Annotated in this window: 17 protein-coding genes; 14 read left to right on the top strand and 3 right to left on the bottom strand. The window is 64.4% G+C overall.

All coding sequences use genetic code 11. The annotated features are described in order from the left end of the window. Window positions 1-64: 64 nt before the first annotated feature. The 14 genes from glmU (at window position 65) to RLQ26_02595 (ending at window position 16,843) form a co-directional block, all read left to right on the top strand. A complete protein-coding gene (gene glmU / locus RLQ26_02660) occupies window positions 65-1,435 on the top strand; it encodes a bifunctional UDP-N-acetylglucosamine diphosphorylase/glucosamine-1-phosphate N-acetyltransferase GlmU (GenBank protein ID MEQ9087626.1) in 1,371 nt (456 codons plus the stop codon). 26 nt (window positions 1,436-1,461) lie between these two features. Continuing rightward, entirely contained in the window at window positions 1,462-3,285 is a 1,824-nt protein-coding gene (glmS, locus tag RLQ26_02655) for a glutamine--fructose-6-phosphate transaminase (isomerizing) (protein MEQ9087625.1), read from the top strand. A gap of 15 nt (window positions 3,286-3,300) precedes the next feature. Further along, window positions 3,301-4,002, top strand: coding sequence for a DUF599 family protein (locus RLQ26_02650; protein ID MEQ9087624.1), 702 nt, complete (start codon window positions 3,301-3,303; stop codon window positions 4,000-4,002). A gap of 91 nt (window positions 4,003-4,093) precedes the next feature. After that, the gene (gor, locus tag RLQ26_02645; GenBank protein ID MEQ9087623.1) at window positions 4,094-5,500 is read left to right on the top strand and encodes a glutathione-disulfide reductase; all 1,407 of its coding nucleotides are present in this window, start codon (window positions 4,094-4,096) and stop codon (window positions 5,498-5,500) included. A gap of 162 nt (window positions 5,501-5,662) precedes the next feature. Further along, window positions 5,663-7,045 (top strand): 3-deoxy-7-phosphoheptulonate synthase class II, encoded by a 1,383-nt coding sequence (locus RLQ26_02640; GenBank protein ID MEQ9087622.1) that lies wholly within the window; start codon window positions 5,663-5,665, stop codon window positions 7,043-7,045. 27 nt (window positions 7,046-7,072) lie between these two features. Next, a complete protein-coding gene (locus RLQ26_02635) occupies window positions 7,073-8,758 on the top strand; it encodes an NAD+ synthase (GenBank protein MEQ9087621.1) in 1,686 nt (561 codons plus the stop codon). Continuing rightward, a complete protein-coding gene (gene gltX / locus RLQ26_02630; protein ID MEQ9087620.1) occupies window positions 8,758-10,116 on the top strand; it encodes a glutamate--tRNA ligase in 1,359 nt (452 codons plus the stop codon). The genes RLQ26_02635 and gltX overlap by 1 nt, the downstream gene beginning before the upstream one ends. 60 nt (window positions 10,117-10,176) lie before the next feature. Further along, entirely contained in the window at window positions 10,177-11,778 is a 1,602-nt protein-coding gene (gene cimA, locus RLQ26_02625; protein MEQ9087619.1) for a citramalate synthase, read from the top strand. Between the two features lie 6 nt (window positions 11,779-11,784). Continuing rightward, window positions 11,785-12,612, top strand: coding sequence for an RNA methyltransferase (locus RLQ26_02620; protein ID MEQ9087618.1), 828 nt, complete (start codon window positions 11,785-11,787; stop codon window positions 12,610-12,612). Between the two features lie 153 nt (window positions 12,613-12,765). Further along, the gene (rpsD, locus tag RLQ26_02615) at window positions 12,766-13,383 is read left to right on the top strand and encodes a 30S ribosomal protein S4 (GenBank protein MEQ9087617.1); all 618 of its coding nucleotides are present in this window, start codon (window positions 12,766-12,768) and stop codon (window positions 13,381-13,383) included. Window positions 13,384-13,619: 236 nt separating this feature from the next. Beyond that, window positions 13,620-14,342: an SDR family oxidoreductase gene (locus RLQ26_02610; GenBank protein MEQ9087616.1), complete on the top strand. Its 723-nt coding sequence runs from the start codon at window positions 13,620-13,622 to the stop codon at window positions 14,340-14,342. Window positions 14,343-14,379: 37 nt separating this feature from the next. Next, window positions 14,380-15,102 carry an SDR family oxidoreductase gene (locus tag RLQ26_02605; protein ID MEQ9087615.1) on the top strand — a complete coding sequence of 241 codons (723 nt, stop codon included), beginning with the start codon at window positions 14,380-14,382 and terminating at the stop codon, window positions 15,100-15,102. A 70-nt stretch (window positions 15,103-15,172) separates the two neighbouring features. Beyond that, on the top strand, window positions 15,173-15,931 hold the full coding sequence (locus tag RLQ26_02600) for an SDR family NAD(P)-dependent oxidoreductase (protein MEQ9087614.1): 759 nt from the start codon (window positions 15,173-15,175) through the stop codon (window positions 15,929-15,931). Window positions 15,932-15,958: 27 nt separating this feature from the next. After that, window positions 15,959-16,843 (top strand): sulfite exporter TauE/SafE family protein, encoded by an 885-nt coding sequence (locus RLQ26_02595; GenBank protein ID MEQ9087613.1) that lies wholly within the window; start codon window positions 15,959-15,961, stop codon window positions 16,841-16,843. 46 nt (window positions 16,844-16,889) lie between these two features. Here RLQ26_02595 and grxD read toward each other — a convergent pair whose 3' ends face one another. The 3 genes from grxD to purL are packed head-to-tail and all read right to left on the bottom strand — an operon-like array spanning window position 16,890 to window position 19,750. After that, on the bottom strand, window positions 16,890-17,225 hold the full coding sequence (gene grxD / locus RLQ26_02590) for a Grx4 family monothiol glutaredoxin (protein ID MEQ9087612.1): 336 nt from the start codon (window positions 17,223-17,225) through the stop codon (window positions 16,890-16,892). A 48-nt stretch (window positions 17,226-17,273) separates the two neighbouring features. Beyond that, entirely contained in the window at window positions 17,274-17,513 is a 240-nt protein-coding gene (locus RLQ26_02585; GenBank protein MEQ9087611.1) for a BolA family transcriptional regulator, read from the bottom strand. Window positions 17,514-17,545: 32 nt separating this feature from the next. After that, window positions 17,546-19,750: a phosphoribosylformylglycinamidine synthase subunit PurL gene (purL, locus tag RLQ26_02580; GenBank protein MEQ9087610.1), complete on the bottom strand. Its 2,205-nt coding sequence runs from the start codon at window positions 19,748-19,750 to the stop codon at window positions 17,546-17,548. Window positions 19,751-19,752: the final 2 nt, after the last annotated feature.

Here is a 19,752-nt window from a genome sequence, read left to right as displayed (position 1 = left end):
AGATGGCCCGTAACCCTGTCTCATGGTCTCGTCCCGCGGCCTCGTCTTCTGAATAGGAATCCTGATGGCGGCATCCTCACTCGCCGTTCTTGTCTTGGCCGCCGGCGCCGGCACGCGGATGAAATCCGGTCGGCCGAAGGTTCTTCACGAGATCGCCGGCGCGTCCTTGATCGCCCATGTGCTGGCGACAGCGCAGGCGCTCGCACCCGAGCGCCTGGCGGTGGTGACAGCGGCTCATATGAGCGATGTGCGCGCCGCCGCCGCGCCGGCGGGCTCGGTCATCCAGGACTCGCCGCGCGGAACCGGCCACGCGGTTCTGGCAGCCCGAGATTTCCTGGACGGCTTCCGGGGCGAGGTACTGGTGCTGTTTGGCGACACGCCGCTCCTGATGCCAAGGACGCTGGAAAATCTGGTTGCGACCTTGCGCGGCGACGAATCCTGCGCGGTGGCCGTGCTCGGAATGGAACTCGACGAGCCCGGCGCCTATGGCCGGCTGGTGACCGGCGACGATGGTGGGCTCCATGCCATCATCGAGGCGAAGGATGCCAGCCCCGAGGAAGCCCGGATCAGACTTTGCAACTCGGGCGTGATGGCCTTCGACGGGTCCGTGCTGTTCGACTATCTCGCGAAATTGTCGGACGACAATGCCAAGGGCGAATATTACCTGACCGATCTTGTCGCCATCGCCCGCGCCGCGGGCCGGACTTGCCGCGTGGTGATGGCGGAGGACCCCGAAGAACTGCTCGGTGTCAATTCGCGCGCCGATCTCGCCCTGGTGGAGAGCGTCTGGCAATGGCGGCGGCGGGGAGAGTGCTTGTCAGACGGGGTGACGCTGACCGACCCGGCGAGCGTTTTCTTCAGCTTCGACACCGAGCTCGCGGCCGACGTCTCGGTCGAACCCCATGTGGTCTTCGGCCCCGGCGTGTCGGTGGCCGAGGGGGCGCGAATCCGGGCCTTCAGCCATCTGGAGGGCGCGCGCGTGGCGGCGGGAGCGGTCATCGGGCCCTACGCCCGCTTGCGGCCGGGCGCCGTCATTGGCCAGGGCGCGCGGGTCGGCAATTTCGTCGAGGTCAAGAACGCGGAATTACAGGCCGGCGCCAAGGCCAATCATCTCAGCTATATCGGCGATGCCGAAATCGGCGCAAACGCCAATATCGGGGCCGGCACCATCACCTGCAATTATGACGGGTTCGGCAAATCGAAAACGGTCATCGGCGCGGGCGCTTTCATCGGCTCGAACACGGCTCTGGTGGCGCCGGTCACGATCGGCCGAAACACCATCGTGGGGGCGGGCAGCGTGGTGACGAAGGATGTTCCCGATGACGCGCTCGCGGTGGCGCGCGGCCAGCAGAAGACCTTTCCCGACAAGGCCCGGCAGATCCGCGCCGAGAGAGCGGCCGGCCGCGGCGGTAACCGCGGTGGCGAGACGGAATAGTAATAGTATAGGAGCGGCAGGCCCGTATGTGCGGCATAATCGGTATTATCGCGCGCGAGGATGTGGCGCCCCATCTCGTCTCGGCGCTCAAGCGGCTCGAATACCGGGGGTATGATTCGGCCGGTATCGCCACCCTGACCAATGGCCAAATCACCCGGTGCCGGGCTGAGGGTAAAATAACCAATCTCGAGAAGCGGCTCGAAAAGACGCCGTTGAACGGTGTCATCGGCATCGGTCATACCCGTTGGGCAACCCATGGTGCACCCAACGAAACCAACGCCCATCCCCACGCCACCGATCGCGTGGCCCTCGTCCATAACGGGATCATAGAAAACTTCATGGAACTCCGCCGCGAGCTCGAGGGCAAGGGCCACCGGTTCGAGACGGAGACCGACAGCGAAGTCGTGGTTCAGCTCATCACCTTCTATCTGACCGAGGGCCTCGCCCCGCGCCAGGCCGTCAGCCGGGTGCTGGAACGCCTGACAGGTGCCTTTGCGCTGGCGATCATTTTCGCTGGCGAGCACGATCTCATGATCGGCGCCCGGCTGGGCAGTCCGCTCGCTGTGGGGTACGGGCAGGATGCGATGTATCTAGGATCGGACGCCCTGGCGCTGGCGCCGTTCACACAGCGCCTCAGCTATCTCGAAGAAGGCGATATGTGCGAGATCACCGGGGCGGGGGTAACCATGTGGGATCGCGATGGCCGCGAGGTGACGCGCGAGATCAAGCTTACGGCGAATTCCGGTGCCGCCGCCGGCCGGGGCAACTATCCCCACTTCATGCTCAAGGAAATCTACGAACAGCCCGCTGTCATCGGCGATACGCTGAACGCGCTGATCGATCCGCACAATCGCACCATTCACCTCCCGGATCTGCCCTTCGATTTCAGGGATATTTCGCGTCTGACCATGGTGGCTTGCGGCACCTCCTTCTACGCCGCCCTGACGGCGCGCTACTGGTTCGAGCAGCTCGCGCGCCTCCCCGTCGAGGTCGAGATCGCCTCCGAGTTCCGCTACCGCGAAGCGCCCATGGACGCGCGGGGGCTGGCGCTCTTTATCTCGCAATCGGGGGAAACGGCCGACACGCTGGCAGCGCTGCGCTACGCGCGGACTCAGGGCCAGGTGGTGGGCGCGGTGGTGAATGTGCCGGAGAGTTCGATGGCGCGGGAAGCGGATTTCCTGCTCCAGACCTATGCCGGGCCCGAGATCGGCGTTGCCTCGACCAAGGCCTTCACGACGCAATTGACCGTGCTGGCCTGTCTCGCGATCGGGGCGGGGCTGGCGCGAGGCACGCTTACGGCCGAGCGCGCCCAGGCCCTGACGGCGGCGCTGATCGAGGTGCCGGCCCGCGCGGCCGACGTGCTCAATCACGATGAGCGGCTGAAGGCGCTGGCCGAGGAAATCAAGGATCATCGGGACGTTCTGTATCTGGGTCGAGGCACGGGATTTCCCATCGCGCTCGAGGGCGCGCTCAAGCTCAAGGAAATCTCCTATATCCACGCCGAAGGCTATGCCGCGGGCGAGATGAAGCACGGTCCCATCGCGCTGATCGACGATGGCGTGCCGGTCATCGTGATCGCGCCCTCGGACCCGCTCTTCGAGAAAACCGCCTCCAACATGCATGAAGTCGTCGCCCGTGGCGGCCGGGTGATTTTTCTGAGCGATGCGGACGGGGTGGCGCGGCTGGGTCAGGACCATATCACCGCCATCGCGCTGCCCGCCGTCGATCCGCTGGTGGCCCCCATTCTCTACGCCATTCCCGTCCAGTTGCTCGCCTACCATGTCGCCGTTGCCAAGGGCACGGATGTGGACCAGCCGCGCAATCTCGCCAAATCGGTGACCGTGGAATAGACCGGGGGGACGGCGATGGAATTTCTCGACGAATTTTCTCTTCAGGACGGGATCGCCCTTCTCTGGTTCCTCGCCGCCTGGCTCGGCTATTCCCTCTACGCCGACCGCGACCGCGAGACGGGGCGCAACCTCATGCAACTTCTTGCCGGTTACAGGCTCGACTGGATGCGGGCCATGGTCCGGCGCGACATGCGCATGGGCGACCTGATGGGCGCGGGCAACATCATGCGCAGCGTCACTTTTCTCGCCTCGACCACGATTTTCATCATCGGCGGTCTGATCGCCGTCCTGGGAGTCAGCCACAAGGTGGTGGAAACCGTGACCGAGCTCCCCTTCGCCGTGCCGACGACACGAGCGGAGGTGGATATGAAGCTGATGATCCTGGTGACCGCCTTCGTTTACGGGTTCTTCAAGTTCACCTGGGCCCTGCGGCAGTTCAATTATCTCTCGATCTTCCTCGGCGCGGCCCCGCCCGCCAATTCGGATGACAAGACCGTCGATGACTACGCTCATATCGGCGCCGGGCTGATTGCGCTCGCCGCCAATCACCTGAATGGTGGAATTCGCGCCTATTATTTCGGGATCGCCGGGCTCAGCTGGTTTCTCAACCCGATCCTTTTCATGCTGGTTACCGCCTGGGTCGTGGCCGTGCTGTACCTGCGCGAGTTCCGCTCCAAGACGCGCCAGGTTCTGTCAGGACAGAAGCGGATTCTCTGACCCGGCCTCCGCTTTCCGCCAGCACTGCGCTGCGATATAGTCCGGCGCGTCCCCGCCGGGCGGGGCCCGGGCCGGTTGAAAGGTTGAACGAATGACGCAGGATTCCCAAAGCTACGACTACGATCTTTTCGTGATCGGGGGCGGCTCGGGTGGTACGCGCGCCTCGCGCATTGCCGCGGGCTTTGGCGCCCGAGTTGCCGTGGCTGAAGACATGTATCTGGGTGGTACTTGCGTCAATGTGGGCTGCATCCCCAAGAAGCTTTTCGTCTATGCCTCGCATTTCGCGGAGGATTTCGAGGACGCAGCCGGCTTCGGCTGGACGGTGGGTGCGCGGCAGTTCGACTGGTCGCGACTGATCGAAAACAAGGACGCGGAAATCCTGCGTCTCAATGGCATATATGATCGTCTCATCCGGGGGGCGGGAGCCGATATTTTCGATGGCCGGGCCAAAATCCTCGATCGTCACACGGTCGAGGTGAACGGCACGGCCTACCGCGCCAGATACATCCTGGTGGCCGTCGGTGGCTGGCCGCAAATGCCGGAGATCGAGGGCGTCGAGCACGCCATATCGTCAAATGAGGTCTTTTATCTGAATGAGTTTCCCAGGCGGATCCTCATCGTCGGGGGCGGGTTTATCGCGGTCGAGTTTGCCGGCGTGTTCAACGGGCTTGGCGCGAAGGTGACCCAGCTCTACCGCGGCCCCCTGTTTCTCCGGGGGTTCGACGACGACATGCGCGCCGGGCTGGCCGAGGAAATGGGCCGGAAGGGCGTGGATCTTCGTTTCAATACCGTCGTCTCGCGCATCGAGAAGACCGGGTCGGGACTCCGCGTTCACCTGACGGGCGGTGCCGGGGATGATACGGGCGGCGAATCGGTGGAGGTGGACCAGGTGCTGTTCGCGATCGGGCGACGGCCGCGGACGCAGGATCTCGGACTGGAAAGCGCGGGCGTCAAGGTGGATCAAAACGGGGCGATCCCCGTCGATGAATTTTCGCGCACCAATGTAGATAATATTTATGCTGTTGGCGACGTCACCGACCGGATCAATTTGACGCCGGTTGCCATTCGCGAGGGCCATTGCTTCGCCGAGACGGTCTTTAACAACAACCCGATCAGGCCCAACCATGAAAACGTGCCGAGCGCGGTATTCAGCCAGCCCGCTATCGGCACCTGCGGGCTGACGGAGGCGGCGGCGCGGGAGCGCTATGGCGAGGTCGATATCTATCGCTCCAGCTTCCGGGCGCTGAAGCACACTCTGTCGGGCCGGGGGGAGAAGTCGGTCATGAAGCTCGTGGTCGAGCCCAAATCCGACCGCGTGGTGGGCTGCCATATCCTGAGCCCGGAGGCGGCGGAGATCATGCAGGGGATCGCGGTCGCCATCAAATGCGGGGCGAAAAAGGCGGATTTCGACGCTACAGTGGGGATTCATCCGACCTCGGCCGAGGAGTTGGTCACCATGCGCCAGAAGATCGAGGCCCCCGCGGCAACGGCCCGATAGGCCGGCGGCCGGCGCTCCCGGCCGCGCGGGCTGCTTTAACGCTGGAAAAGCGGGTCAATCCCGCCTATACCCCCGGTTTCGGGCGCCCGAACCGCCGGCCCGGCCAGGCCGCCGGGCGAATTTTGGCCGGATGACGGCCCGATGAATTAAGGTAGCGAGCCCATGGCCCAGAAATGGACACCCCAGATTTGGCGCGACCTGCCGGCCCTGCAGCAGCCGGACTACCCGGATGCGGCCGCCCTGAGGGGCGTGGAGGCGCGGCTCAGGACCTATCCTCCGCTGGTTTTCGCGGGCGAGGCACGCCGGCTCAAGGCGCTCCTCGGCGATGTCGCGCGGGGCGACGCTTTCTTGCTGCAGGGCGGTGATTGCGCCGAAAGCATTGCCGAATTCAACGCCGACAATATTCGCGATACTTTCCGTGTCCTCCTGCAGATGGCGGTGGTGCTGACCTTTGGTGCGGGTTGCCCGGTGGTCAAGGTAGGGCGCCTCGCCGGGCAGTTCGCCAAGCCGCGCTCGCAGCCGACCGAGACCCAGAACGGCCTCGAACTGCCGAGCTATCGCGGCGACATGGTCAATGCCATGGACTTCACCGCCGAGGCGCGGCGACCCGACCCCGAACGGCTGGTGACGGCCTATAACCAGTCGGCGGCGACGCTGAACCTGCTGCGCGCCTTCGCCCAGGGCGGCTATGCGGACCTTCATCAGGTTCATCGCTGGAATCTCGGCTTCATCGAAGCGAGCAGCCAGGGCGAGAAATACGCCGATCTGGCCGACCGGATCAATGAAACCCTGGCCTTCATGGCGGCTTGCGGCCTGACCTCGGAAACTGCGCCCCAGATCCGCGAGACGGAGTTCTTTACGTCTCACGAGGCGCTGCTTCTGCCTTACGAAGAGGCGCTCACGCGGGTGGACAGCACGTCCGGCGACTGGGTCGACACCTCCGCCCACATGGTCTGGATCGGTGACCGGACGCGCCAGCTTGACGGCGCGCATGTGGGATTCTGCCGTGGCATCGCCAATCCCATTGGCGTGAAAGTCGGGCCGAATCTGGCGCCGGACGAATTGCTGCGTCTGATCGACATACTCAATCCCGCGAACGAACCGGGTCGGCTCACCCTGATCTCGCGCATGGGGCGCGACAAGGTTCAGGAAGCGCTGCCGAAGCTGGTTCGCGCGGTGGCGCGCGAGGGACGCCATGTCGTCTGGTCCTGCGATCCCATGCACGGCAACACGATCAAGTCCTCGAATGGCTACAAGACCCGGAGCTTCGATGCGGTCATGGCCGAGGTAAAGGGCTTCTTTGCCGTCCACCGCGCCGAGGGGACCCATGCGGGGGGTATTCATATCGAGATGACCGGTCAGGACGTGACCGAATGTCTCGGCGGCGCGCAGGAAATCAGCGAACAGAGGCTGGCCGACCGCTACCACACGCACTGCGATCCGCGACTGAACGCAAGTCAGGCGCTGGAACTGGCCTTCCTTCTGTCCGAAGCGCTCAAGGCCGAGCGCGTCGCCCGGACGGGGGACGTGCGCCAGGCGTCCTGACCGCGCCGCGCCGGGTCCTTTTCCGCCATGTCGGATCGCCTCGTCATTGTTGCCGCCCAGCTAAACCCGCTCGTCGGGGATATGGAGGGCAATATCGCGGGGTTGCGCCGTTGCCGCGAGGACCATGGCGCGGCCGATCTCATCGTGGCGGGCGAGCTGGCGATCTCGGGGTATCCGGCGGAAGATCTGGTGCTCAAGCCCTCCTTCCTCGAGGCCGTTCGCCGCGCGGCCGAGACCCTGGCGGCCGAGACCGGCGATGGCGGTCCGGCCCTTCTCGTGGGTGCGCCCTGGCGCCTCGAAGACGGTGACGAGCCGGGCGTCCCGGCGGGCGTCTACAACGCCGCGCTGCTGCTCGATGGTGGCGAGATTCGTGCCGTCCGTTGCAAGCACGAACTGCCGAATTATGGCGTCTTCGACGAGGTGCGCGTCTTCCGGCCCGGCCCCCTGCCGGGGCCCGTCAGATTTCGCGGCACGCGGCTTGGCATCATGGTCTGCGAGGATATGTGGTACCCGGATGTGGCGGAATGCCTCGCCAAATCGGGTGCTGAAATTCTCCTTGTGATCAACGGTTCGCCCTTCGATGCGGGCAAGCGTGGCCAGCGTCTGGCGCTTGCCGCTGACCGGGTGGCGGAATCCGGCCTGCCCCTCTTATACGTCAATCAGGTAGGCGGCCAGGATGAGCTGGTTTTCGACGGCGCCTCATTCGCACTCAATGGCGATGGCGCGCTCGCCTATCACGCACCGAGCTGGGTCGAGCGACGGGACCCCATCACCTGGACACGCCCTAGGGGGCGGGCGGGCTGGCAGTGCGCCGGTGCTGCGAAGGCCGAAGCCGAGGACACCCTGCCGGCGGTCTACCAGGCGCTCGTTCTGGGCCTGCGCGACTATGCGCGCAAGAATCGCTTTCCCAGCATGCTGATCGGACTGTCGGGCGGTATCGATTCGGGTCTCTCGGCCGCGATCGCGGTGGACGCGGTTGGTGCCGACAGGGTGCACTGTGTGATGATGCCGTCGCCCTATACCAGCCAGGAAAGCCTCGAGGACGCGGCTGGCTCGGCCGAGCTGCTTGGCCTCAATTATCATACCATCGATATCGCGCCCGCCATGCGTGCCTTCGCGGAGATGCTGGCTCCTGCTTTCGAGGGTCAGGCTGTGGATGTCACGGAAGAAAACATCCAGGCCCGCGCGCGGGGCATCACGCTGATGGCGCTGTCGAACAAGTTCGGGCATCTCCTGGTATCGACCGGCAACAAGTCCGAGATGTCGGTCGGCTACGCGACGCTTTACGGCGACATGGCCGGCGGCTTTGCGGTGCTCAAGGATGTCTACAAGACACTCGTTTACGCGCTCGGCCGGTGGCGCAATACGCATCATCTGGCCGGATTCCTCGGGCCAGCCGGCGCCGTCATTCCGGATCGCGTGTTCACCAAGGCGCCGTCGGCCGAATTGCGCCCCGATCAGACCGATCAGGACAGCCTGCCGCCTTATGAGGAGCTGGACGCCATCCTGAAAGAGCTGATCGAGAAGGACGCGGGGCTCGATGACATTGTCGCCGGCGGGTTCGAGCGCGCGACAGTGCTGCGGGTCTGGCACATGCTGGAAAACGCCGAATACAAGCGCCGTCAGGCGCCGCCCGGCGTCAAGGTCACCGCGCGGTCTTTCGGCCGCGATCGGCGCTACCCCATAACCAACGCCTTTCGCGGCGGGGTGTGATGGTGCGCCTGCGTTTCGCGCCAAGCCCGACCGGACTGCTTCATGTGGGGAACGCCCGGATTGCCCTGGTCAACTGGATGCTGGCACGCCGGGAAGGGGGCACGTTCTTTCTGCGTCTCGACGATACCGATGCCGAGCGCTCCCGCCCGGCGTTTTCCACGGCGATTGTCGAGGACCTTCACTGGCTTGGTCTTGATTTCGAGGGGCCGGTCCATCAGTCGGAACGGCTCGACCTTTACCGCGAGTGCCTGGACCGGCTTGTCGCCGCGGGGCGGGTGTATCCCTGTTTCGAATCCCCGGAAGAGCTCGAATTGCAGCGCAAGCGGCTTCTCGCTTCCGGCAAGCCGCCGATCTACAACCGCGCGGCACTCCATCTTTCGACGGCCGAGGTCGAGGCGTTCGAGGCGGAGGGCCGCCGGGCCCATTATCGTTTCAAGTTGTCGCCCGGCACTATCGAATGGCAGGACATGGTGCACGGCCCGCTTCGTTTCGAGGCGGGCGACCTGAGCGACCCGGTGGTGATCCGTAGCGATGGCCGCCCGCTCTTCACCTGGTCATCCTGTGTGGACGACGCCGATATGGGGATCACGCATATTCTGCGTGGCGACGATCATATCTCCAACACCGCGGCCCAGATCCAGATCTTTGAAGCGCTGGGTAATGCGGTCCCGAGCTTCGGGCATCTGCCGTTGCTGCTCGACGCGCGCGGGCGCAACCTGTCCAAGCGGGACGACAGCCTCAGCCTGAACGCCCTGCGTGAAACCGGGATCGAGCCAATGACGGTGGCGAGCTATCTCGCGCTCATGGGAACGTCGGCCGCGATCGAGCCCCGCCCGGACCTCGACTCGCTGATCGCGGATTTCGATCTCGGGACGTTCTCGACAGCGTCGCCGCGCTTCGATCCGGACGAACTCGTCCAGCTCAACGCGCGGCTGCTGCACGCGCGACCCTTCGATGACGAGCTGCGCGAACGGCTCGAAAGAGAGGTCGGCGGCGGCCCGGTTCCCGAGGAGTTCTGGCTTGCTGTCCGGGCCAACCTGACCACGATGGCCGATGCGGTGCCCTGGTGGCGGGTGTGTTTCGCCGAGATCACCCCCGTCATGGAGGATCCCGACTTGTGTGCCGCCGCGGTGTCGGCGTTGCCGGCCGCCCCCTGGCATGCCAGCACCTGGTCGCAAGAATCCTGGCAGGCCTGGACCGCGCGTCTGTCGGAAGAGACCGGCAGAAAGGGTCGCTCCCTGTTCTTGCCGCTGCGCGTGGCGCTGACCGGCGTTGCACATGGACCGGAATTGCGGAATTTGTTACCCCTTATCGGCTATGATCGCACGCGGGCCCGGCTGTCGGGCCATGTGGCCTGATCGGAAGCGGCAACCTGCGCGCGGCCCGGGCAGGGCAGGCACTCGACCACGGCCGGAAAAATGACAGAAAATCGCGTCTATATTTACGACAGCACGCTACGTGACGGCGCCCAGACCCAGGGCGTCGATTTCGGCCCCGGCGACAAATCGGCTATTGCAAGTCATCTCGACGAGCTGGGGGTCGACTATATCGAGGGTGGCTGGCCTGGCGCCAACCCGACCGACGACGTGTTCTTCCGCGACCCGCCCAGGCTCGTGCGGGCGCGGCTGGCGGCGTTCGGCATGACTCGCCGCTCCGGACGGAGTGCCGCCAACGATCCGGGCCTGACGGCGGTGTTGGGGGCGGGCGCAAAGGTTGCCTGCCTCGTCGGCAAGACATGGGATTTTCAGGTCGAGGTCGCGCTCGGTGCCGGGCTGGACGAAAATATCCAGATGATTCGCGACAGTATCACTCACGGTGCCGAACGGCTCGAGGAGGTTATGTTCGATGCCGAGCATTTCTTCGACGGGTATCGCGCCAATCCCGACTACGCGCTCCGCTGTGTCGCCGCCGCCTACGAGGCAGGTGCCCGCTGGATTGTACTGTGCGACACCAATGGCGGCTCCCTGCCGGAGGAGGTGAGCGCGATCGTCACCGAAGTGACCAGGCATGTCCCCGGCAGTCATCTCGGCATTCACTGTCACAACGATACCGAAACCGCTGTCGCCAATTCGCTCGCCGCCGTCCGGGCGGGGGTGCGTCAGGTGCAGGGGACGATGAACGGGCTGGGTGAGCGCTGCGGCAACGCCAACCTGGTTTCGGTCATCGCCAATCTGACGCTGAAGATGGGGTTCGAAACCGGTGTCGATCGCGAGCGCCTCAAACTCCTGACCCATGTCTCGCGCCTGATCGATGACCGGCTCAACCGGCCCCCCAGCCGTAACGCGGCCTATGTCGGCGAATCGGCCTTCGCCCATAAAGGCGGTCTGCATGTTTCCGCCATCCTCAAGGATCCCCGGTGCTACGAGCACGTGCCGCCCGAAAGCGTCGGCAACCGGCGCAATATCGTGGTGTCCGACCAGGCCGGCCGGGCCAATATCCTCAGCCGCTTCGCCGAGATCGGGCTCGAGGTCGACCCGGAGGACCCCAAGGTGGTCGATCTGGTGGACCTGGTCAAATCCCGCGAGCACGAGGGGTATGCCTATGATGGGGGCGAAGCCAGTTTCGAGCTTCTCGCACGTCGGACCCTGGGCACCGTGCCGCAATATTTCAAGCTTAACTCGTTTCGGGTGATGGATGAGCGCCGGACCAATGCCAACGGGGCGCTGATCACCTTGTCCGAAGCGACGGTCAAGGTGGACGTGAACGGGGAAGAGTTCATGACCGTGGCGGAAGGCGTGGGCCCGGTCAACGCACTCGATTTTGCACTCAAGAAGGCGTTGCTGCCTTTTTATGCCGAACTCGAAGACATGCGGCTCGTGGATTACAAGGTCCGGATCCTGACACCCGAATCCGGTACCGCGGCCGTCACGCGTGTGATGATCGAAAGCGCCGATCGTGCCGGCCGGCGCTGGGCGACGGTGGGGGTTTCGGCCAACGTGATCGACGCGTCCTACAACGCGCTTCACGACAGCATTACCTACAAGCTGTTCCGCGACGGGGCAGGGGCCCGGGCGGCCTGACGGCGCATGGCCACGACCTCCCCGGAGCAGACTGCCCCCGTGGCGCCGGCGATCATCCTCGTCGAGCCCCAACTGGGCGAGAATATCGGATTCGTCGCCCGCGCCATGCTCAATTGCGGCCTGACCGAATTGCGGCTCGTGGCGCCGCGCCAGGGTTGGCCCAACGAAAAGGCGCGCAAGGTCTGTGCCGGTGCCGATTCTGTGCTGGACGGTGCGAGCGTGTTCGCCTCGGCCAGGGATGCGGTTGGAGATCTGTCTTACGTGTTGGCGACGACAGCGCGGCCGCGTGATACGGCACAGGATATCCTGGACGGCGGCGAGGCAGCCGGCCGGCTGGTGGCGACGGGCATGATGGGGGCGAGGAGTGGCATCCTCTTTGGGCGGGAAGCGACAGGACTTGTCAACGACGACCTCGTTCTCGCCGATGCCCTCATCGAGATTCCACTGAATCCGGATTTCGCCTCACTCAACCTGGCTCAGGCGGTACTGATCGTCGCCTATGAATGGTTTCAGGCAAGCCGGCAGGGAGGCGGCCGCTCGCGTCATCCCGACGGCCGGCGGGATGGCGCCGGGCCGCAGCCGCGCCAGCTAGCCAGGAAGGCGGATTTCGAGGCGATGCTGGCGCATCTCGAAACCGAGCTCGATGCCTGCGGGTTCCTCCGCGTGCCGGAGATGCGGCCCGTCACGGTGCGCAACATCCGGACCATGCTGACCCGTGCCGGGATGAGCGATGCGGAAGTGCGCACCTTTCGGGGCATAATTGCGGGCCTTGCCCGCCTGGGCCGCGCCCGTGTCGAGGATGACGTTCCCCCGGCCCGCGAAGATGAAAAGTAAAACATTGTTATATCAGATGAATTTCAGGCCCCCGGGGGCCCATTTGGGGATTTGACAAGCGCCCGCGGGCTGGGGTATTACGCGCCTTTGTTTTCGCCCGGCGGCAAGGCGCGTTCCGGCCGGGCACTCTCATGAAAGGCGATGAGCCAGCCGATGTCGAAACGGCAACAGTCAAAGTACAAGATCAACCGCCGTCTCGGTGTCAATCTCTGGGGCCGGCCGAAGAGCTCCTTCAATCGCCGCGAGTATGGCCCCGGCCAGCACGGCCAGGCCCGTCGCCGGAAGCCTTCGGACTTCGGCCTTCAGCTCATGGCGAAGCAGAAGCTGAAGGGCTATTACGGCAATATCACGGAAAAACAGTTCCGCCGGTATTTCGCCAGGGCCGAACGCCTTCGTGGGGATACGGGCCTGCGTCTCATCCAGCTTCTGGAAGCACGCCTGGACGCCGTGATCTATCGGATGAAATTCGTGCCCACGGTGTTTTCCGCGCGGCAGTTCGTCAGCCACGGGCACGTGAAAGTGAACGGCCAGCGGGTCACGATTCCGTCCTACGCCGTCTCTCCCAACGATGTCATCGAGATTACGGCGAAAATGAAGGAAAACCCGGTCCTGCTCGAGGCGGTCGGCTCGGCCGAGCGCGACGTGCCGGAATATGTTCAGGTCGATTACGACAAGATGACCGGAACATATGTCCGGATCCCCGACATAGAGGAAGTGCCCTACCCGGTCCAGATGGAGCCGAATCTGGTGATCGAGTACTATTCGCGCTAGGCGTTCGATTTTTACGCGCCGCCCGTCTGACGGTGATGGCGCGCGGATCTTTCGGGGGGAAGATCCGGAAAGCCGCCCCATACGGGGCGGCTTTCATTTTGGGCATTCGGTCAGTGTTCAGGCGTCTGTGCTCCGGGTTCGAGCACCGGTAGCAAGGCGAGGGGCTCTTCGTTAGAATGACGTCACGAGAACGGGCCAGCCGGTCCGTTCGCGCGCACCTAGCCAGGGAGAGAAGCATGAAGATCGAGGGGTCGGTCGCCCTCGTGACGGGGGCCAATCGCGGCATCGGACACGCTTTTGTCGAGGTGCTCCTGGCACGGGGCGCGGCCAGGGTTTATGCCGCCGCGCGTCATCCCGACCAGCTTGATTTCACCGACCAACGGGTCGAGAAAATCGGGCTCGATATCACCGATCAGGCGCAGATCAGCGCGGCGGCGGCGCAGTGCGATGACGTCAACCTGCTGATCAACAACGCGGGCGTGCTTTACACCCAAGGCTATATTACCGGCTATGACGAGGCCCATCACAAGAATGAGATGGACGTCAACCTGTGGGGGACCTGGGATATGTGCCGGGCCTTCGCGCCCGTCCTGCGGCGCAACGCACCCGCCGGCATCGTGAATATCTCCTCGATCGTGGGCAAGGTCGCCATGCCCATGATCGGCCCTTATTCGGCAAGCAAGGCGGCACTATGGGCCTTGACGCGCGGCATCCGGGCCGAGTTGTCGCGGGATAACGTCCTGGTCATGTCCGTCTTCCCCGGGCTGACCGATACCCGAATGGCAGAAGCCATAGATGCGCCCAAGACGCCCCCGGCCGAAGTGGCGGGCACCGTTCTGGATGGCGTCGAGGTCGGGGAAGAGGACGTGGTCGTGTGCGAGAACGCCATCGAGATCGAGGCTGGGCTCAGGGCCGACCCCAAGGGCGTCGAAAAGGACCTGGCGAAAGCGCTTCCCTGATCAGGGGTGGCAGGATCCGGCACGGGAGAGGACAGCCATGAAGATTGACAACTGTGTGGCGCTGGTAACCGGCGCCAATCGGGGGATCGGCAAAGCCTTCGTTGACGAGTTGCTGGCGCGCGGCGCGAAGAAGGTTTATGCGGCCGGTCGCCGCCTGGAGGAGATCGAGGCCCGCGACCGGGTCGTGCCGGTTCGGATCGACGTGACGTCGGAACAGGATGTCAAGGCTGCCGCCGCGGAATGTGGGGACGTCAACCTGTTGATCAATAATGCCGGGGTCGTTCAATGGAAAAACAGTTTTGAGGACGGGGCGCGGGAAGGTCTCGAACAGGAGATGGCGGTCAATTACTGGGGGTCGTTGGCCATGTCGCGGGCATTCGCCCCGGTTCTTGAGGCCAATGGTGGCGGTGCGCTGGTCAATATCCTGTCCATCGCGGCCCTCATGACGTTTCCGTTTGCGACCACTTATTGCGTCTCCAAGGCGGCGGAGCATTCCATGACCCAGTCGTTGCGCGGCGAGCTGGCGGGGCAGGGCACGCTTGTCGTCTCGGTCTATCCGGGTCCGGTCGACACGCGGATGATCAAGGATTTGAGCGGCGAGAAACTGCCTCCCGCGGAGCTGGCGGCCACCGTGTTCGATGGGATCGAGGACGATGTGGAATATATCGTGCCCCGGCTCGCGCGGGAGATCGTGGAGAACAACTTCGCTGATCCCAAGGATGTGGAGCGCCAGTTGACCGAGGAATTTTTCGCCTCCTAGGCGGGCCTGTCGCCCGCAGTCGGCCAGAGTCCGACGGGCCGTTTCTGCCCCTGTTGGATAGGGAAACACGATGAAAGTAGCGGGAAAAGTGGTCCTGGTGACGGGGGCCGCCGGCGCGATCGGAACGGAACTGATCCGCGCGGTGATCGAGCTTGGTGCCGCCCGCGTGCATGCGGCCGACCTGCCCGAAGCGCTCGCCAGGGCGGATTTCTCCGACATCGACGCAGGCGGCGAAATCCGGATCAACCGTGTGCCACTGGATGTCGGCGACCGCGCGCAGGTCGACGAACTCGCCTCGAAGGCAACCAATCTCGGCCTGTTGATCAACAATGCCGGTTATTGCCGCTGGCAGGGGGCGCTGGCCCTGCCGGATCCCGACGCGGCACGGCGCGAGATGGTGGTGAATTACTGGGGGCCAGTCCATACCTGCCAGGCCTTCGCGCCGATCCTGCGCGAGACGGGAGGGGGCATCATCAATGTGGGCGCCTTCGCCGGGCTCGCGACGTTGCCGGCGGCTGGCAGTTACAGCGCCTCCAAGGCGGCGCTGCACGCTTTCACCCAGGCGCTTCGGGCGGAACTCGCGCCGCAGGGGATTCCGGTGGTCGAGGCGTTTCCCGGCCCCGTGGACACAACCGTGATTGCCGGTGCGCCGGACTTCGCGCCGGCCTCGCCGACGGCGGTGGCCGACCGCATCATCGAGGGATTCGAGGCGGGCGAAGAGGATATCTTTCCCGATGACTGGTCTTCCGCCGGGGTCGTCAGGCTGCGGGCGGACCCGAAGGCGGTGGAGAGGGATTTCGCCCGCTTCGCCGCCGTGCGTCCCGACTGAGTACGGCTGCGATCGGACCGGGCAGCGATGGATTTCACGCTCTACTGGTTCATGCTGCCGGTCGCCTTCATCATCGCGAACCTGGCGATGCTGACCGGCATCGGCGGATCGGCCCTCTTCACCCCGATTTTTCTCGTCGTCTTTCCGCTTCTGGGGCCCGCCTATCCGCTCGAAAGCGCGGCGGCGGCGATCGGGGCTTCGCTGCTGACGGCGACCTTCGGTTTCTTCTCCGGCTTTCTCGGATATGTCCGGCGTGGGCTGATCGATTTCCGGGCGGTGCCACCCTTCGTCTGGGTCGGAGTGCCGCTGGCCATCGCCGGCGCCGTCGCCGCGCAATTCCTGAACTCCGACGCGTTGCGAGGCGGGTATGCGCTCCTCATGGTGGTGCTCGCGATCGTCATGTTGCGCCACCGAAAGCCCGTCGTGGAGGAAATCGAGGCGCTGGCCGGCTCGGGCGCGGCGGCAGGCCGGCTTCGTGATACCCGGCGCATCGTGTCGCGCGATGGCACGGTCTACACTTTCCCGGTGCCGCGCCAGGGGCGGGGAGCCTACGCCACCGCGCTGGGCGGTTTTCTCACCGGGTTACTGTCGACCGGGATCGGCGAGGTTGTGATGCCGCAATTGCTGCGCGCGAACCGCGTCCCGTTTCCGGTCGCCGCGGCCACTTCGGTCGTGATCGTTATTCTGGTTCTTCTCGCTGCCTCGATCACGCAGATGACGGCACTGGCCCTCCGGGGGGGTGCGGCGGCCGTGCCGTGGGATCTCGTCTGCTATACGATTCCGGGCGTCCTCCTGGGCGGGCAGGTGGCTCCCCGGCTACAGGGGCGTGTCTCCAGGCGTGTGATGGAGAGCGCGATGGGCGTGACGTTCCTTGTCATCGCTGTCGCGATGATGTGGATCGCCATCCGATAGAAGCAAGGAAGGGGTGCGCGGCACGCGAACCGCCGACGCTGCCCGGTTACTGGAGTTCGACCGCAACGCCCCGTGTGGTCAGAAGCTCGGTCAGCTCGCCCGTTTCAAACATTTCGCGGATGATGTCGCATCCGCCGACGAATTCGCCCTTGACGTAAAGTTGGGGAATAGTGGGCCAGGTACTGAATTCCTTGATACCCTGGCGCAGTTCATCATTGGCCAGCACATCGACGCCCTTAAACTTGACGCCCAGCACTGTCAGGATCTGTACGACCGCCGCCGAAAAACCGCACTGGGGGAAGACGGGGTTGCCCTTCATGAAGAGCACAACGTCGTTCTCGGCGATTTCGTTCTGGATCGACTCGGGAACCGTCAGCGTCATGGAGATTCTCTTCCTTTCCTTCTGGGCGCGCCGGCCCCGACCCTCAGTTCAGGCCGTTTCGGGCGCGGCAGTTTGCAGGGCCAGCGCATGGAGTTCGCTTCCCATTTTTCCCTGGAGCGCCTGGTAGACCATCTGGTGCTGTTGTACCCGGCTCTTGCCCTTGAAGACGGGCGAGACAACCAGCGCCGCGTAATGGTCGCCGTCGCCCTTGAGGTCCTGTATCTGGACTTCGGCGTCGGGGATGTTCTCGCGGATCAGTCGCTCCAGCTGGGCGATGTCCATGGCCATGGCAGACTCCGGTGATGGGCGAGGCCGTGGGCCTAGCTGCCGCTCATGTAAGCGGGAAACCAGGTCTCGAACGCCTCGATCAGCCTGTCTATGGATATGGTGCATTGATCGGGGAGTGTCAACGTCGCCCCGCCCGTCCGGCCGACAATTTCAACCGGGACTTTTGCTTTTTTCGCCAAAGCCATTAAAGGCTCTGTGGTCTTTACCGATACCAGATAGCGCCCCTGGTCCTCACCAAAGAACCGCGCGACCAACGGCACGTTCGAATTGGCCAGTTCGATGCGCGCACCGAGCCGGGCGGCGATGGCCATGTCGGCCAGGGCGCACAAGAAGCCGCCATCCGAGAGGTCGTGGCACGCGGTCACGAGCCCGTCCGTGATGGCGGCGCGAACGAAATCGCCGTTCCTTTTTTCTGCCGACAGGTCGACGGGCGGCGGTGCACCCTCCTCGCGGCCCAGGATGTCGCGCAGATACAGGCTTTGTCCGAGATGTCCCTTCGTCTCGCCAACGAGCACGAGGGTCTCGTCCGCCCCGTATGCCGCGCCCACCCGTCTGCTCAGATCGGGGAGGAGTCCCACGCCGCCGATCGCCGGCGTGGGGAGGATCGCCTCGCCGTTGGTCTCATTGTAGAACGAGACATTGCCCGAAACGACGGGGTACTCGAGCGCTTCGCAGGCTTCGCGGATGCCGTCGATGCATCCCTTGAACTGACCCATGATGCGTGGCTTTTCGGGATTGCCGAAATTCATGTTATCGGTGATTGCAAGCGGCGTGGCGCCGACGGCGGTCAGGTTGCGCCAGGTTTCGGCTACTGCCTGCGCGCCGCCGAGGCGCGGGTCGGCCTGGCAGTAGCGTGGCGTGCAGTCGGTCGTGATCGCGAGTGCCTTGTTGGTGCCGTGCACCCGAACCACGCCCGCGTCGCCGCCCGGCCGGCCGATCGTGTCGGCCCCCACCATATGATCGTACTGTTCCCAGATCCAGCGCCGGCTGGAAAGGTGCGGGCCGCCCACAAGCCTGAGCAGGACGTCCCCGGGATCCTCCGGCGGCGCGATTGAGTCGGCCGCGATTTCGTCCTGAGCGGGCGTTTCCTCCCACGGGCGATCATATTCGGGCGAGGCGGCGGCAAGAGGCTGGATCGGCAGATCGGCCGCGATCCTGCCATCCTTGCGGATCACCATGCGTCCGGTCTCGGTCAGATGGCCGATCACGGCGAGGTCCAGTTCCCATTTCCGGAAGATCCGGCGGGCGAGGTCCTCCTTGCCCGGTTTGAGTACCATCAGCATGCGTTCCTGGCTTTCAGACAGCATGATTTCATAGGCCGTCATGCCGGTCTCACGAACGGGAACGCGGTCGAGATCGAGCTCCACGCCAAGATCGCCCTTGGAGGCCATCTCGAAGGAAGAGGAGGTCAAGCCGGCAGCGCCCATATCCTGAATGGCGACGATGGCGTCGGTGGCCATCAGTTCCAGACACGCCTCCAGCAACAGCTTTTCGGTAAACGGGTCGCCCACCTGGACCGTGGGGCGCTTTTCGTCCGATTCGTCGTCGAACTCGGCCGAGGCCATGGTCGCGCCATGGATCCCGTCCCGCCCCGTTTTGGCGCCGACATAAACGAGCGGATTGCCCGGTCCGGCGGCGGCGGAATAGAAGATCCGGTCACGATCGGCAACACCCACGGTCATGGCATTGACCAGATTGTTGCCGTTATAGGCACGATGAAACTCGCATTCCCCGCCGATCGTTGGCACGCCGATACAGTTGCCGTAAAAGCCGATGCCGCCCACCACGCCGTTGACGAGATAGCGGGTCCGGGCATCGCCCGCATCGCCGAAACGGAGCGCGTTCATGTTGGCCACCGGCCGGGCGCCCATGGTGAAGACGTCACGCAGGATGCCGCCCACCCCCGTCGCCGCGCCCTGAAAGGGCTCGATGAAGGAGGGGTGATTGTGGGATTCCATCTTGAAAATGGCCGCCTGACCGTCGCCGATATCGATGACGCCCGCGTTCTCGCCGGGTCCGCAAATGACCCAGGGAGCCTCCGTCGGGAGCGTCTTGAGCCATTTCTTCGATGACTTGTAGGAGCAGTGCTCGCTCCACATGACGGAAAAAATGCCAAGCTCGACGAGATTCGGGGTGCGCCCCATGATGCGGAGCATTTCCGCATATTCGTCGTGGCTCAACCCGTGCTCCGCCCCAATTTCGGGCGTGACTTCAGCGCTCGTAACGGTCCCCGTCATCG

This window comes from Alphaproteobacteria bacterium, assembly GCA_040220875.1.
Taxonomy (GTDB): Bacteria; Pseudomonadota; Alphaproteobacteria; order JAVJVX01; family JAVJVX01; genus JAVJVX01.
The sequence above is the reverse complement of the archived record's forward strand: the minus strand, read 5'-3'. Positions and strand labels throughout refer to the sequence as shown.

What these genes read in the sequence shown, in the direction of transcription:
- grxD (MEQ9087612.1), bottom strand. Translation starts at nt 17,225, where the DNA reads ATGACGCTGACGGTTCCCGAGTCGATCCAGAACGAAATCGCCGAGAAC.
- RLQ26_02635 (MEQ9087621.1), top strand. Translation starts at nt 7,073, where the DNA reads ATGTCGGATCGCCTCGTCATTGTTGCCGCCCAGCTAAACCCGCTCGTC.
- glmS (MEQ9087625.1), top strand. Translation starts at nt 1,462, where the DNA reads ATGTGCGGCATAATCGGTATTATCGCGCGCGAGGATGTGGCGCCCCAT.
- RLQ26_02595 (MEQ9087613.1), top strand. Translation starts at nt 15,959, where the DNA reads ATGGATTTCACGCTCTACTGGTTCATGCTGCCGGTCGCCTTCATCATC.
- RLQ26_02610 (MEQ9087616.1), top strand. Translation starts at nt 13,620, where the DNA reads ATGAAGATCGAGGGGTCGGTCGCCCTCGTGACGGGGGCCAATCGCGGC.
- RLQ26_02650 (MEQ9087624.1), top strand. Translation starts at nt 3,301, where the DNA reads ATGGAATTTCTCGACGAATTTTCTCTTCAGGACGGGATCGCCCTTCTC.
- RLQ26_02605 (MEQ9087615.1), top strand. Translation starts at nt 14,380, where the DNA reads ATGAAGATTGACAACTGTGTGGCGCTGGTAACCGGCGCCAATCGGGGG.
- RLQ26_02585 (MEQ9087611.1), bottom strand. Translation starts at nt 17,513, where the DNA reads ATGGCCATGGACATCGCCCAGCTGGAGCGACTGATCCGCGAGAACATC.
- RLQ26_02620 (MEQ9087618.1), top strand. Translation starts at nt 11,785, where the DNA reads ATGGCCACGACCTCCCCGGAGCAGACTGCCCCCGTGGCGCCGGCGATC.
- purL (MEQ9087610.1), bottom strand. Translation starts at nt 19,750, where the DNA reads ATGACGGGGACCGTTACGAGCGCTGAAGTCACGCCCGAAATTGGGGCG.
- RLQ26_02600 (MEQ9087614.1), top strand. Translation starts at nt 15,173, where the DNA reads ATGAAAGTAGCGGGAAAAGTGGTCCTGGTGACGGGGGCCGCCGGCGCG.
- gltX (MEQ9087620.1), top strand. Translation starts at nt 8,758, where the DNA reads ATGGTGCGCCTGCGTTTCGCGCCAAGCCCGACCGGACTGCTTCATGTG.
- glmU (MEQ9087626.1), top strand. Translation starts at nt 65, where the DNA reads ATGGCGGCATCCTCACTCGCCGTTCTTGTCTTGGCCGCCGGCGCCGGC.
- RLQ26_02640 (MEQ9087622.1), top strand. Translation starts at nt 5,663, where the DNA reads ATGGCCCAGAAATGGACACCCCAGATTTGGCGCGACCTGCCGGCCCTG.
- rpsD (MEQ9087617.1), top strand. Translation starts at nt 12,766, where the DNA reads ATGTCGAAACGGCAACAGTCAAAGTACAAGATCAACCGCCGTCTCGGT.
- cimA (MEQ9087619.1), top strand. Translation starts at nt 10,177, where the DNA reads ATGACAGAAAATCGCGTCTATATTTACGACAGCACGCTACGTGACGGC.
- gor (MEQ9087623.1), top strand. Translation starts at nt 4,094, where the DNA reads ATGACGCAGGATTCCCAAAGCTACGACTACGATCTTTTCGTGATCGGG.